Annotated in this window: 13 protein-coding genes; 6 read left to right on the top strand and 7 right to left on the bottom strand. The window is 65.3% G+C overall.

The window, feature by feature from the left end; all coding sequences use genetic code 11:
- The first annotated feature begins 1 nt into the window (after window position 1).
- Genes mprF through P8R42_10855 form a run of 3 tightly spaced genes read left to right on the top strand, consistent with a single transcriptional unit; the run spans window position 2 to window position 3,669 of the window.
- Window positions 2-2,557, top strand: a complete 2,556-nt coding sequence (mprF, locus tag P8R42_10865) for a bifunctional lysylphosphatidylglycerol flippase/synthetase MprF (GenBank protein MDG2305139.1) — start codon at window positions 2-4, stop codon at window positions 2,555-2,557.
- Window positions 2,554-3,240, top strand: a complete 687-nt coding sequence (locus tag P8R42_10860; GenBank protein ID MDG2305138.1) for an ion channel — start codon at window positions 2,554-2,556, stop codon at window positions 3,238-3,240. The genes mprF and P8R42_10860 overlap by 4 nt, the downstream gene beginning before the upstream one ends.
- 33 nt (window positions 3,241-3,273) lie before the next feature.
- Window positions 3,274-3,669: a hypothetical protein gene (locus P8R42_10855; protein MDG2305137.1), complete on the top strand. Its 396-nt coding sequence runs from the start codon at window positions 3,274-3,276 to the stop codon at window positions 3,667-3,669.
- 23 nt (window positions 3,670-3,692) lie between these two features.
- Here the strand turns inward: P8R42_10855 and P8R42_10850 are convergent, their stop codons facing one another.
- From P8R42_10850 to P8R42_10830, 5 genes are all read right to left on the bottom strand, one after another.
- The gene (locus tag P8R42_10850) at window positions 3,693-3,842 is read right to left on the bottom strand and encodes a hypothetical protein (protein MDG2305136.1); all 150 of its coding nucleotides are present in this window, start codon (window positions 3,840-3,842) and stop codon (window positions 3,693-3,695) included.
- A gap of 326 nt (window positions 3,843-4,168) precedes the next feature.
- Window positions 4,169-6,373, bottom strand: a complete 2,205-nt coding sequence (locus P8R42_10845; protein ID MDG2305135.1) for a right-handed parallel beta-helix repeat-containing protein — start codon at window positions 6,371-6,373, stop codon at window positions 4,169-4,171.
- Window positions 6,374-6,443: 70 nt separating this feature from the next.
- On the bottom strand, window positions 6,444-7,226 hold the full coding sequence (locus P8R42_10840) for an iron-containing redox enzyme family protein (GenBank protein ID MDG2305134.1): 783 nt from the start codon (window positions 7,224-7,226) through the stop codon (window positions 6,444-6,446).
- A gap of 16 nt (window positions 7,227-7,242) precedes the next feature.
- On the bottom strand, window positions 7,243-7,863 hold the full coding sequence (locus tag P8R42_10835; GenBank protein ID MDG2305133.1) for a class I SAM-dependent methyltransferase: 621 nt from the start codon (window positions 7,861-7,863) through the stop codon (window positions 7,243-7,245).
- Between the two features lie 3 nt (window positions 7,864-7,866).
- Window positions 7,867-8,247: a GFA family protein gene (locus tag P8R42_10830; GenBank protein MDG2305132.1), complete on the bottom strand. Its 381-nt coding sequence runs from the start codon at window positions 8,245-8,247 to the stop codon at window positions 7,867-7,869.
- Window positions 8,248-8,319: 72 nt separating this feature from the next.
- Here P8R42_10830 and P8R42_10825 point away from each other — a divergent pair, with 72 nt between their 5' ends.
- Window positions 8,320-9,657, top strand: coding sequence for an MFS transporter (locus tag P8R42_10825; protein MDG2305131.1), 1,338 nt, complete (start codon window positions 8,320-8,322; stop codon window positions 9,655-9,657).
- On the opposite strand, the gene P8R42_10820 is transcribed toward P8R42_10825, so the two are convergent.
- Together P8R42_10820 and P8R42_10815 are read right to left on the bottom strand one after the other, a co-directional pair.
- Window positions 9,654-12,209 (bottom strand): glycosyl hydrolase-related protein, encoded by a 2,556-nt coding sequence (locus P8R42_10820; protein ID MDG2305130.1) that lies wholly within the window; start codon window positions 12,207-12,209, stop codon window positions 9,654-9,656. The genes P8R42_10825 and P8R42_10820 overlap by 4 nt on opposite strands.
- Window positions 12,210-12,238: 29 nt before the next feature.
- Window positions 12,239-12,907: a TIGR04282 family arsenosugar biosynthesis glycosyltransferase gene (locus tag P8R42_10815; GenBank protein MDG2305129.1), complete on the bottom strand. Its 669-nt coding sequence runs from the start codon at window positions 12,905-12,907 to the stop codon at window positions 12,239-12,241.
- An 88-nt stretch (window positions 12,908-12,995) separates the two neighbouring features.
- On the opposite strand from P8R42_10815, the gene efp reads away from it, so the two are divergent.
- On the top strand, window positions 12,996-13,568 hold the full coding sequence (efp, locus tag P8R42_10810; protein ID MDG2305128.1) for an elongation factor P: 573 nt from the start codon (window positions 12,996-12,998) through the stop codon (window positions 13,566-13,568).
- Window positions 13,569-13,575: 7 nt separating this feature from the next.
- A complete protein-coding gene (gene dcd, locus P8R42_10805; GenBank protein ID MDG2305127.1) occupies window positions 13,576-14,085 on the top strand; it encodes a dCTP deaminase in 510 nt (169 codons plus the stop codon).
- The last annotated feature ends 280 nt before the right edge of the window (window positions 14,086-14,365 follow it).

Raw genomic sequence — 14,365 nt, 5'->3', positions numbered from 1 at the left:
CGTGTTGACGATCCTTCGGAGGTACGGGCCTCCTCTGCTGGGCGTCGTCCTCGTCGTGGGCGTGGGCTTCGTGCTCCATCGCGAACTGCGCGACATCCCGACCCACCAGATCCTCGCGTACGCGAGAAGCCTACCGACGACGGCGATCGCCATCTCGCTTCTGCTCTCGGCGTTGAGCTACATCGTGCTCACCGCATACGACGCGCTTGCACTCGTCTACATCGACCACTGGCTACCGTATCGACGAATCTCGATGGCGTCCTTCGTCGGCTACGTGGTGAACCACAACTTGGGGCCGATCTTCCTCGGCGGCAGCGCCGTGCGGTATCGATTGTACTCGAGCTGGGGACTCTCTTCGGTCGAGATCGCCAAGGTCATCGGCTTCACGGGACTCACTTTCTGGCTCGGGTTTCTGACACTCGGCGGGGTCGTCCTCATCGGCGAGCCGCAGGCGCTGCGCGCGCTGGTTCCGCTCGACGCCGACCTCACCCGCCTCCTCGGCCTCGTCGGGCCGGTCCTCGTCGGGGCCTACCTCGTGCGCTGCTCGCTGCGCAGTCGGCCCATCCGGCTCCGAAGCTGGCAGATCGAGATGCCCGCGCCCAAAATCGGCACGGCTCAGATTGCCGTCTCGAGTGCGGACTGGCTCCTCGCGTCCACCGTGCTCTGGGTACTGCTACCCGATACCCCGACACTCACCTTTCCGATCTTCTTCGGATCCTTCCTCCTCGCACAGGTGATCGGCGTCGCGAGCGCGGTGCCCGCGGGGCTCGGCGTATTCGAGGCGACGCTGCTGATCGCGCTCGCACCGTACGCCCCGAAATCCGAACTCCTCGGCGCCGTCCTCGTGTTCCGGGGCGTGTACTACGTCGTGCCGCTCGCGGTCGCGAGCCTGCTCCTCGGAGGACACGAGCTCCTGCAAAGAAAGTCCCATGCGAGCGAAGTGGGGCGGATCGTCGGCAGCTGGGTTCCAGAGATCGTCCCGCAGGCACTCGCCCTGCTCACGTTCATCGCGGGCCTGTTGCTCGTCGTCGGCGGCACGACGCCGACGGCCCCCGAAAAGCTCGAATGGCTCGCGCGCGCGCTACCGCTCTCGGTCCTGAACCTGTCGAACTTCCTCGCGAGCCTCATCGGGATGGCCCTGGTTCTCCTCGCTCGCGGACTGCAGCTCCGCCTGAACGCGGCCTGGGCTCTCACTTCCGGCCTGCTCGCCGCCGGAGCCGCCTTCTCGCTGCTCCGTGCGTTCGATCTCGAGACGACCGCCATCCTCGCCGTGGCCCTCCTCGCGCTGATCCCGTGCCGTCGACACTTCTACCGACGCTCCTCCCTTCTCGACGAACCCCTCACTCCAAGTTGGACGTTCGCCGCGATTCTGGTGCTGGTCGGTGCCGGTTGGTTGCTCCTGTTCTCCTATCGTCACGTCGAGTACCAAGCGGACCTTTGGTGGCAATTCGAACTCTCGAGCCAGGCATCCCGCGGACTGCGCGCCCTTGCCGGTGCAGCGATCGCCTTCGTCATGTACGGCGCTGCGCGGCTCTTGAGGCCCGCCCCCCCGGACCCCGAAGCCCCCTCGGACGAGACCTGGGAACGGATCGAGAGCGTCGTGCGCGACTCGCCGGTGGCGACTGCGCACCTCGCGCTCGCCGGCGACAAATCGTTCCTCCTGACGGCGAGCCGGAACGCCTTCGTCATGTACGGAGTTGCCGGGACGAGCTTCATCGCACTCGGCGACCCCATCGGCCCGCAGGAGGAGACGCGCGACCTGGCGTGGCAGTTCCACGCACTCGCCGGGAGACACGGCGCCCGAACGGTCTTCTATGAGGTCGGCAGCGCGAACCTCGCCACGTACGTCGATCTCGGATTGAACCTGTTGAAGCTCGGCCAGGAAGCTCACGTGCCCCTCGAGCATTTCAGCCTCGACGGGCCCGAGCGGGCTCGCCTCAGGCGGGCGCATAGGCAGGCCACGCAGGACGGGGCCCACTTCGAGATCGTGCCCCCGAACGGCGTCGACGAGATCCTCCCCGAACTGCAGACGGTGTCGGACACGTGGCTCGCCGAGAAGAACACCCGCGAGAAGGGCTTTTCGCTTGGGCGGTTCGATCGCGCGTACCTGCGGCGGTTCCCGATCGCGATCGTGCGCACCGAAAACGGGATTGTTGCATTTGCGAATCTTTGGGAAAGCGGTCAGCACGCGGAGATGTCCTTCGACCTCATGCGCCATCTGCCCGGCGGCCCGGCCGGGCTGATGGACTTCCTGTTCATCGAAGGCATGCAGTGGGCACGCGCCCGTGGGTACCAACGGTTCGGCCTCGGACTCGCGCCGTTCTCCGGTATGGACGAACACGCGCTCGCCCCGCTCTGGAGCCGTGCCGGCGGATTCCTCTATCGCCACGGCGAGCACTTCTACAACTTCCAGGGTCTGCGCCAGTACAAGGACAAGTTCGACCCGGAGTGGACACCGCGCTACCTCGCCTCCCCTGGCGGCTTCGCGCTCCCGCGGATCCTGACCGACGTTGCCAGCCTGGTCTCCGGCGGGGTCGTAGGAATCGTAAAACGATGAAGACTCTCCCGCTCGACATGCTCACCGGACGATACTCCTTCCTGCTGATAGCGACGCTTCTCCTCTTCGTCTTCGAGCCTCTTGTAGCCACACAGCCAGAGACCCCGTTGGGCCTCACCTCGCTCACGTTCCTCGTTTTCGTGGGCAGCCTCCGCGCCATCTGGTCGGACCGAACGCTGCTCCTGCTGATAGGCCTCTGCGGCTCGACCTTCGTCGCGCTCGAGGCCGCGGCGCCGATATCCGAGAACGGGCTCCCGATCCTCACGGACGTCGCCGGGGTCATCTTTCTCACGCTGGTCTCGTGGGGCATTCTCACAGACATATTCTCGCGCAACGAGGTCGAGGCGGACACGGTGTTCGGGGCGTCCGCCGTCTACCTCCTCATCGGCTTTCTGTTCGCTCGCTTGTTCATGCTGATCGCGCACATCGACCCGGAAGCCTTCGCGGTATCGGACGCGATCGGCGTGGAACTCGCCGAGGCAAGCCACCGCGGGAGCAGCATCCTGCGCTACTTCAGCCTGATCACCCTCACGACGGTCGGGTACGGAGACATCGCGCCGGTCGCACCGATCGCACGCAACCTCGCAGCGGTCGAAGCCGTGATCGGGCAGCTCTACATCGCCGCCGTGATCGCACGCCTCGTGGCAATCTACACCACCAAGACGGCGCGGCCGCCCCAGTAGACTCGGTCGGCCGTCGTCGTTAGCCTCGTTACGATGGTCTCGTCACGTATCTTTCTGCTCGGAATCGCCTTCGTCGCGCTCTCCTTGTCCACCGGCCCCGCTGCCGCGATCGACGTGATCGTCGTGGAAGAGCTCAAAGACACAGCCCTGAAGTACGGCAGCTACAGTGGCCGCTTCATCACCTGTGACATCCGACCCCCCGTTCGGATCCGCGCTTCCTACCTCCGCTACGCGCGGGGCCGCGGTGCCTCCGACCAACACCTCGAGATTCTGTCCAAGGTCTTCGACGAAGGGCAGGCGCGCACGACCGGCCTCCGAACCGGATACTCGAAGGCCGAGTGCGAGGAAAAGCTCGCGCAACCCGATGCGCAGCAGCTTCTCGCGCAACTCAAAGAGTGGTACGCGCTTCCGCCCCGGTTGAAGGAGTAGCCGGGAGCGCGTCGCCGAGCGGATCATTCAGCCGGCGGGTCCGCGGAAGCCATCCACGCAACATCGCCCCCTTCACCATGCCGGCGCGCCGTGATCACGACGCTGCCGTGATCGGTGAATTTGAGTGCATTGCCCACGAGGTTGCGCAGCACGTCGAGCTTCGAGGTGATCAACTCGAACAGGTTGCGGGCACTGCGGCCCGCCCGTTGGACCCGGCCTTACTGCTCGACCACAATTGCGCCGAAGAGCAAGCCGTAGGTCGCGTTGCGTCCCGGATGCTCGTAGTGCTCGAACACCCACGCCACTCCGTAGGCGAGGATGCAGCCCAGCACGAGCCGCGTTGCCGCACCAACTCCGCGGCTTCTTCCCCATACTGTTCCTCGATCCTCATGACGCTGGGACCAGCGCATTGGATCGCCCGACTCGGTGCTGCCGGTACCCGGCCCCACTTCTCTAGGTGCCCGAGGACAGGCCCTCGGGTCAACGAACCAGACCACGCCTAGGGAACCTTATCCTTGAAGCTCGACGCCGTATTGGACGTCGCCGGCGCCGCGAACGTGGTCCCCAGACAGAGTCCGAGATCGTTGCGCACCTGCAAGGCAACTTCCGGAACGTCATCCAGCGGCAATGCCGGCGGCTGCAACGCGGCCCCCTGCCCCTTCAGAACCAGACTCGTCTTTCCGGCGTCACCCGCCTTCAGCACGATCTTCCTGACGCCGTGCCGAGAGCCGCTCTTATCGCTGTATTTAAAGCCTCTGCTGCCCGCGGCCTTCCAGCATGTCTTCCCGGCGCAGGTCCCGGCGGGCGGAATCTCGATCTCCAGAGCGAGGTCGTAGCCGGCTCCGTTGCCGTCATACAGGCAGATGTCGTGGCCGGGTCCGGCCCCCTGAGTAGGGTCGCCCAACTCGGCAAGGGTCGTCGCGGCACCCTTCTTCCAGGTGTACGTCAGCCGGTCCTTGATGCTGAACGGGCCAGGCTTGATGGTGAGTCCGGACTTCCCAGCGGTGCGACACGTCGGGTCGGGCTCGACCACGCCGGCGCAGACCCCGGCCGTGCAGGCGTCCTGGTGGGTGCAGGGCCGATCGTCGTCGCAGGAGGACCCATTCGCCTCCTGCTGACAGCTGCCGTCACAACAGTCTCCTGAAGCGGTGTTCCCGTCATCGCAAACCTCTCCTGCGGTGAGGATCCCGTTCCCGCAGGCCGTGAATGTGCAGTTCGAATCGCAGCCGTCGCCGTCGATCGCATTCCCGTCGTCGCACTCTTCTCCGGGGTTCACCACCGCATCCCCACAGGTGACCTCATCCGCGCCCACGTCGACGCGTGGCCCTGAGAGGCGCGACGCACCGTCCAGGTCCTCTTCACCGACGTCCACCGATGTCGCTGGGTCTCCGGCGTTCACGGCAGCGGATTGACCATCGATGTGAAAATCGGCGGCCGCCGGCTGCACGAGCTGCGGATCGATGAACTGCGAGCTTGCATCCTGGCCCTCCGCCACCTGATAGGTAGCGAAGCCAACATGCTCGTCGTCGTTCCAAACGAAGCGCGCACTCGCCGCGCCGTCGTCGATGAACCAAACGTTGTAATCGAACGTATTGTTCTGATTCCCGTTGCCGTAGGACGCGAGCAGTAGGTTCTCGTCGGTCGCGTAGAAGATGTTGTTCCGGATGACGTTGTTCTGAGCGTACTGAATCCAGATCTCCCCGAAGCCCTCGGCGAAGGTGTCGTTCTTGTACAACGTGTTGTTCCGGAACTCACAGCCCTGGACGGTCCCGACCGAGCTACTGAAGCCGCCGAACACGAGCCCGACCTTGTCGTTGTCGTAGATCAGATTGTTGCGAACGATGATGCCACTCGTCACGAGCCCCGAGTTCTCCGCGCCGATCTCTACGCCGAGATCGCTCTGCGTGACCACGTTGTTCTCGATGACGATATCCTTGCCACCATCCACGTAGATACCACCGCCGAATCCGCCGCCGTAGTTCGCGTTGGCACGAATCACGGTGTTGCCCGCGCACAGCCCGTCGCGAGCCACCTTCGTCGGGTCCGGTTGGATGTCCGTCTCACCACCGATGAAGTCGATGCCAATGCTGTTCACGTCGCGAACGACGTTGTTGGTCACTTCGAAGTCGGCGACGTTCCCGTTGAGGGTGAGCGCCTCACTCTGGGCGGGATCACAGTCGTGGATCTCGTTACCGTCGATCACGAGATCCGAGATCGGCTGAACCTCGGTCCCGTAGACGGTGATCCCCATCGCGTGCTGGCCGCGAATTTCATGGATCTCGTTGTCGCGGATCTCGATGTGCGAGCCCGCACCCAGGATGCGGACCCCGGAGCCGTCATTCACGCTGAGATTATTGCGAATCTCGAAGCCGACGAGCCGCACGTAGCTCCGGTTCTCGATCAGAACCATGTTGTCGCCGCCGACCCCGGTGCCGTCGAGGACCGGATTCTCGCCGGCCGCCGCCTCGAGCGAGATGTAGCCCGCACCTACGCTCCCACTTGTGGGGAACATGATCTTCTCGGAGTACGGGGTCGGCTTCTCTCGGACCTCGATAGTGTCCCCGGCCACTGCGACATCGAGCGCCGCCTGAATCGACGTGAAGTCCCCGCCGGACTCGGCAACTACGTAGGTGAACGCAGACGCATTCACGGCGAAAAACACCGCGGTGGCGGAGACGATGCGGGCAACCGCTGGCGGCTTCATCCAACCCGAGACCCTGCCCCCCGGGCACCCCGTGGTCAACGAGAAAGCTGCTGCGATGCGTCCCGGTGTGTCAGGCGACCTTGCGGCGGATGGCACCCGGTTCGTCCAGCCAGCGATTGAGCGCTTCGGTCCGTGCGTTCCGACAGATCAGCACGTGTTCGATCGCGTGACGGATGCGCCGCTGCTGCCCGGCAGAGCCGGCGACCTGCCGAAGCAGAAAGTCTGCCTGACGGCCATGGTCTTCCTCGGCGTACGCGTGGACCTTGAAGTTCTCGACCTCGATTCCGTAGTGGTCCCGCATCCCCTCGTACATCATCTTCGCGTAGTTCGTCGAAGCGGCGAACCGCTCCCCGGCCCACCCGAAGGCGGCGAGCCCTTCTTCGTAGGTCCGACGCATGTAGTAGAGGCTCGTGAAGACCGACCCGATCGTCTCGGGCATCGCCCGATAGGAAACGAGTTCGTCTTCCGAGATCTTCAGCATCCGGGCCCAGTCGACCTTCATGTCGACGTGGTTCCGATCACCGGCGAAGCCCATCTCATCCGCGAGATTCTGCGCCCAGTGCAAAAAGTGCTCGCTCGAGCCCAGCCCGAGTGCGTCGACGTCCGGCGCATTCGCAACGAGCGACCCGAACTCGCAGGTGTACCACTTGCCGAGGAAGTAGTACTCCTTGCAAAGCCGCTTCAGCAACTCTTCGGACAGGGTGCCGTCGGCGACGCGCGGCCAGACCTGGTTCTTCGCAGTCGCAACTTCTGCCTGAAGCGCCTCGAGTCCGGCCATGAACTCGTCGACCGGGAGATCCCCGGTACATTCGGCACCACTTCCTCGAACGTCCTTCCACTCGCGGTCACTCATCTTCGCTCTAGCCCCCTTACGCGGCGCGAACGCCGGCGCCCCAGTAGTTGTAGGTCCACGGGCGGGGGCCCGGGAGATACGACTGCTCCAGATCCCGCACCGTGAAACCGGCCTCCTCGACCAACACGTCGATCTTTCGGTTCAAGTTACAGCCACCGGCCACGTGCTGCCAGACCGGGTTGATCCGGTCCTGCCAGCGAACGACGTCTTGATCGGGTGCGCGCCCGTGCTCGGCGAACAACAGCTGCCCCCCGGGGCGGAGGACCCGATACATCTCCTTCAACGCGGCGCCAGCGTCGGGAATCGTGCACAGCGTGAACGTGGTGAGCACGGTGTCGGCGGAACCGGACTCAAGTGGGATGTCCTCGCCCGACAAACCGATGAACTCGACTTCCATCCCGGACTCAGCCGAGCGCTCGACCGCCTTCTTCCGAAGTTCCATGGACGGATCCAACCCCCACAGCTTCGTCACCTTGCTCTGGTCGTAGTACGCGAGATTCAACCCAGAGCCAATCCCAATCTCCAGGACGTGGCCCTCCGCGAGAGGCACGACCTTCTCCCGCTGCTTCGGAATCGGCGGCTGGCGCATGGCGAAGTCCAGGACCCTCGGAAGGATCCAGCGATCGTAAAGACCCATTTTTCAATCTCCCGACGAGCGGATCTGCTCGACGTTGTCTTCCCAGCGACGCCCGTCGAATTTCTCGACCGCGAACCGGTCGAGCGGCGGCTCATCCAGACAATGGATGTTCACGTCGATTTGATCGGGGTGCGAGCGCGGCTCGTGGAAGGGATGGATGCGGCAGAACCGATGCTTCGCGATGTGCGTATTGAACGAGTAGGTCACGAGATCGTCCGCACCGCCCAGCAATTCGAAATCCTCCGGCGGCACGATCAGGTGAAGGAACCCCTTTCGCGAACACATCGAGCAGTTGCACTGCAGCGCTTCGTACCGCTCGAAGCGGACGCGAAATCTGACGGCACCACAGTGGCACCCACCCTCGCAGGAGACCGGCTCGCCCATGTGGGTCGTATGGCATGTCGGACCGGCTCCCTGCTAGTCATGGGACTCCCGCCGGAGCAGTCGAAACCACTCATGAAGCCCGCCCCGCTCTCGCTCCCCACATTGATCGCCTTCGCCTCGCCCGCGGCTCCGATCTCCGCCCTCGGGCTTCCGTTGATCGTCTACCTGCCGCCGTTCTACGCAGACGACATGGGCATCGGGCTGAGCCTGGTCGGCACCGTCTTCATGATCACCCGGTTCTGGGACGTCTTGACGGACCCGCTGCTCGGCGTACTCTCCGACCGTGTCCGGACACGCTTCGGACGACGACGCCCGTGGATCGTGGCATCCGTCCCGATCGTCCTGGTCGCCGTCTGGCAGATCTTCGCTCCTGACCCACCGATCAGCTGGCTCTACCTCCTGGGGTGGATGATCTTCCTCTACGTCGGATGGACCCTCCTCACGATCTCCCACATGTCGTGGGGCGCCGAACTCACTCCCGACTACGACGAACGATCGCGCGTGCAAGCCGCGCGCGAGATCGCACTGCTTCTCGGAGTGATCGCTGTCCTCGCGCTCCCCGCAATTCTGGAGCAGGTAGACCCGACGTCGACGCGCGCCGGGCGGGTCGCGGCGATGGGGTGGTTCATCATCGTGTGCCTGCCGATCACCGTGGCGTGGGCCGTCTCGAAGGTTCCGGAACGAGAGGCACCGGAGGCACCTTCGCTCGGATGGCGGCGGGCATCGGCCCTCCTTGCGGGAAACGCGGCCCTTCGCCGCGTGCTCATCATGGATGCGCTCTCAGGCATCGGCGGCGGCATCATCTCCGCGCTCTTCCTGTTTCTCGCGGACGACTACCTTCAGCTCCCCAAGTCCGCGAGCTTCCTGCTGCTCGTGTACTTCATCTCGGGCGTCACGTTCATCGCCCCGATCGTTCGACTGAGCTACCGCCTCGGCAAGCACCGCACACTGGCGCTCTCGTCCCTGTTCACGACGATCTCGATCCCGCTCATCCTGCTGATCCCGACGGCACAGGTCCTCCCCGCCATCGGCTTCTGCCTGCTCGTCGGAATCAATCTCGGCGCCGCTCCGTTCCTGTTCCGCTCCATCATGGCCGACGTCGCCGACCAGGACCGCGTCGAGTCCGGAGCGCAGCGCACCGGGCTGTACTACTCGCTCCTCACGATGACGAACAAAGTCGGCTACGCCGTCTCGATCGGCATCGTATACCCGCTGCTGGAGTGGATCGGATACACACCGGGCGCCGAGAACTCCCCCGAAGCGATCGCCGGGTTGGTCGGAATGTTCGTGTGGCCTCCGTGCCTGATCTTCGCGTGCGTCGCGGGGCTGATGTGGAACTTCCCTCTCGATCGCGAAAAGCAGGCGACTCTGCGGCGCGAAATCGAACTGCAGGAGCAGGCCGCGAGCTAGTCGAGGCGGAACGTGCGGAGGGCGTGCGCGGGCACCGTCGTTCGAAGCGTACCGCCATCGATCGAGACGGACTCCCCGCAGACTTCTTCGTCCAAGCGCACCGGAGTCGCCTTCTCCGCACCAAACGCGGTCCGAAGACAGACCGATTCCTCTCGATCGGTCGGGTTGAGCAGCCGCACCACGACGCCCTCCCCCTCTTCGGCCGGCTTCAAGGTCTCGAGGAGCACGGTCCGCGAATCCATCTCGAATAGCGAGCGCTGGCTGTCGACCAGGGGCGCGTCTCCTGCGGGCACGGCCATGAATCCGAGTTCGAATTCCCGCACGGCGGCGGGGTCGAGCGTGCCGAGCAACGTGATGCGTGTCTGGAACGGCGCGAGGCACTGCGCGCCCGGGGTCTCCACCACCGGCCCCGCCGGGATCGGCCTGCTCTCGAGGTCCATGAGTGCGAGCCAGCCGACGGATCGCACCAGCGTCAGGGCAATCACCCCGTCCTCGTTCCACTCCGCCTCCGGCAGTCCGGGGGCGCCCACCGTCAGGCCACCCCCGCGAACGAAACCCTGCTGACAAAAGGTCGTCGGCGCGCGATGCATCCAACCCGTCGCGTCAGCCACCTGCGCGGCTCGGCGCGCGATGTCACTCGTCGTAGCAGCCAACGCGTCGCCGCCCTTGTCTCCAGTCGGGAACAGGAGGCGGAGACGGTGGTCGCGCGCCTGGTTGTCGACCAGAACTTCGAGGTCGACGCGCGAGAGCCCGTCCGCAATGCACGCCTCGATGACGACGCGCGACTTCGTCCTCACGACGCTTCGGTGGCGACGGTCCGGATCGAGGCAGTCGGGCGTCGAGAACACGCGCTCGACCCGCAGGGTTTGCATCCCACCGGGATGACGCCGACGGGAGACGAGGAGAGACTCCAGCCGCGGTTCCGACAGACCCGGGACCGGATCGAAGTCGTAGGTGTCGCCGCGATCGCCGACGTCTTCGAGCCCGCACAGTCCACGAAACAGTTGCTCGCCGAGCCGAACGTCGAGCGTCCCGTCGGGTGCGACCGCAACCGACACGTCCTCGTTCGAGATCTCGCGGCCGTCATCTTCTTCGTCGGGATGCGCCTCTGTGCGCTCAAGTCGCACCCGACGCCAACCGAAGGCCGGGACGTCTCGGACGATCGTCTCGACATAGAGCGGCGCCTGATCCGGCTGGAGCCGCAAGCGCGGGGAGCCCGTCTCGCGAACGAGACGCGCCGCAACGCCGTCCGCCGTGTAGCCCTTCGCCTGGACCGTGGCGCCGAGCAACGGATGCACCTGCATGGAGCGCTCGACGTCCCCCCGGAACTCGACCCAGGCCGCCGCCTCCAAGGGGAACCGAACGACGTCGGTTCGCGGGTGCGGGGACGGGTTGAACACCGCGACGTCGAGGTCGGCATCCCACGGCTGACTCCGTGTAGTGTCCAAGCCGGCGAGCCGCTCCAAGCACCGTGTGGCCGTCTCCGTGCCAAGCTCTATCGCAACATCGTAGCGCGCCTCGCCCTGGTCGTGCACACGGTCCTGCGAGCAACCACAGATCGAATCGTGAGCCTGGTTGCACAACAGCGAGCGCCACGCGGTGCGGAGCGCTGGACGATCATCGCGGAGGCCCGAGCGTGCGGCGAGCGCGGCCCAGGGCTCGGCCCATCCGAGCAGCACGGCCTCGGCCTCTCGGTTGCGGAGCTTGAGAGGCATGCGAGCCGACCAGACGCCCGGGAGAAGATTGGCGATACGACCGCCGACGAGCTCGCCACGATACGTCGGCGCGTCGGGCGATAATCCCTCAGCGAAATCCTCCAGAACGCCGCGCTTGACCGTCCAACCCGTCGATCGTCTCAGAACCTCGAGAACCGTCCCCACGCCCGGGCCGGGAATCGCATGGTCGATGCCGTTCATGAGCAGGACACGGTCGTTGGTCGTCCGCTTCACGAGTTCGTCGGACACTCCCCGCAGGAATACCGCGGCGGCGATCGGATCTTCGGGCAGGCCGCAGGCGCCGAAGTAACCCTCGCCCAGGTGATGCGCGAGGACCGACGTTCCGTCGGGCGCCTCCCATCGGTACTCCGCAGGCAAGTCGTCGATCTCAGAGCCATTGCCGCGCCAGTACGTGAAGAGATCGAGACCGAACCCGGCGAAGATCTGCGGGAACTGAGCCGGGTGCCCGAACGAATCCGGCGTGTACGCGATCTGTGACACGCCCCCGAAGGCGCGGCCGACCCGACGCCCCTCGAGAAGATTGCGCACGTGCGTCTCACCCGCCGGCAAGAGCGAGTCGGGCTGCACGTACCAGGGCCCGATCGCGATGCGACGCTCGCGACACGCGCGCTCGAGTTCCTCACGACGGTCCGGCCGAATCTCGAGGTAGTCTTCGAGTACGATCGTCTGGCCATCCAGCAGAAACCGAAACTCCGGATCCTCCGCCGCCATGTCGAGTACGCGATCGATCGCATCGACCAGGCGCGCGCGAAAGTTCTGGAATGTCCGGTACCACTCCCGGTCCCAGTGCGTATGCGAAACGAGTGTGCAGTGCATCGCGAGCCTGTAAAACGATCGCAGCCCGCCTACGGGCGTGCAAGCTCGGCGAGGATGCGGGTCGTCGCCGGGCAGGGCGGGCCGCCCGCGGCGAGCCGCGCACGAAGCCGATCGAGGTCCTCGATCTCGTCCACGTCGAACTCCTCATCCAGAAGCGCGACGGAGAGCCCTCGAGCGGCGGCCCGCGCCTGCGTCTCGGCCCGAACCGAGTCCACACTCCACGTCATCCCCGAGAACACATCATGGGGCTGCCCCATCCCGATCAGGTAGTAGCCACCGTCGAGAGCAGGGCCGAGCACCATGTCGGCCGACTCCAATTCAAAGAACGCCTGCGCGACGCGCTCGGCAGGCAGGTGCGGGACATCCGATCCGATCAGCACGCAGCGTGACCCTTCCTCGCAGAGCGCTCCTTCGAGCGCGGAGAGCATCCGCGCACCGAGGTCGTCTCCCTCCTGCACGAAACAAGTCTCAGGCGGGACCCCGAAATGCTCTGCAAACCCGGGATCGGGCGGCGCGACCCCCCACGACAGCTCGGGGCCGGCAGCCGCGAAGCGCCCGGCGAGATCGCGAACGAACCCGTCGTAGAGCCGCGCCGCGCGATCCTCTCCGATGCCGGCCGCCAGCCGCGTCTTCACCTTCCCCGGGCTCGGATACCGAGCAAAGACCACGAGCGAGTCTCGTCCACCCACAGACGCCATAGGCCACACGACCGGAGGCGGAGCAAGACTCCTTGCTCCCCCTTCGCCTGTTGCTAGAAACCCAACCCTTACGTGAGGGAGCCCAACCATGATCTCGACGAGTGACCTGAAGCGCGGACTGCGCATCCTGATCGACGGAGACCCGTACACGGTCACGGACGTGCACGTGCAATCCCCGTCGGCGCGCGGCGCGAGCTCCCTCTCGAAGGTGAAGGTGCGCAACCTGCGAAGTGGCGGCGTCGCCGACAAGACGTTCCGCGGCGGCGACAAGATCGAGGTACCGAACCTCGAAATGCGATCCGTCCAGTTCCTTTACAGCGACGGCTCGGACTTCCATTTCATGGACGTCGAATCGTACGAGCAGTTCTCGCTCACCGGCGAGGATCTCGGGGACACTACCGGATACCTGAAAGAGGGCCTCGAGGGGCTCCGCTCCGTCGTCTTCAACGAGCAGGTGATTTCGATCGACCTACCGATGACAGTGGTGCTGCAGGTGACCGAAACCGCGCCCGCGATCAAAGGTGCGACGGCCCAAGCGCAGACCAAGCCCGCCACCCTGGAAACCGGCCTCGAGATCCAGGTTCCGGCCTACCTCGAGAACGAGGAACTAGTTCAGGTCGACACTCGCGACGCACGATTCATCAGCCGGGCGAAGGGCTGATCGTCGCATGATCCTCACCCGCGACGAGATCCTGGCCGAGATCGACGCGGGACGTGTCGTGGTCGAGCCTCTGAACCGCGACCACGTCGGCCCGGCCTCGATCGATCTGCATCTCGACGACGAGATCCGAATCCTCGACGGCGGCCCGCCCGTCATCGACGTCAACGACGACGCCGACTACCGCGACTTCAGCCGCTCCGAGAAGATGAGCGGCCCCTACACGCTGGCCCCCGGCGAGACGATCCACGGCATCACGCGTGAGCGAATCACCCTGCCCGGGAACATCGCGGGCTGGCTCGAAGGTCGGTCCCGCTTCGCACGACTCGGACTGATGATTCACGTCACGGCCGGCTTCCTGAGCCCGGGCATCAGCAACCGCCAGGTGCTCGAGATCTCCAATCTCGCGGGACGGCCGCTGTCGATCCACGCCGGAACCCGGCTCTGCCAGATCATCCTGCAGCGGTGCGAGGGCTCGGCGATCTACAAAGGGCGCTTCGCCAACCAAGAGCGGCCGTAGTTCCGGCGCGTTCGTGGGACTCCCGCCGTCGATGCCTTCCTATCCGAGCGAGGTGCAGAAGGTGCGGACTGGCTGATCGCTGAGGCCGGGTTTGCCGGCACTTCCGGAACCCCGCGCCGATCGTCCTGGGCTTCGGAGGCGCTCAACAAGCTCATGGGACGCAAGGGGAAGGTCTTCACGGACAGGTTTCATTCGCGGGTGCTGCGAACCGGGCACGAAGGTGACCCGGCTCGGGAAGGCCGACGGCTCGCGTGGGCGCCCCCCCTTCGATCCGAGCGCA

The sequence above is a fragment of the Candidatus Binatia bacterium genome (genome assembly GCA_029243485.1).
Taxonomy (GTDB): Bacteria; Desulfobacterota; Binatia; order UBA12015; family UBA12015; genus VGTG01.
The sequence above is the reverse complement of the archived record's forward strand: the minus strand, read 5'-3'. Positions and strand labels throughout refer to the sequence as shown.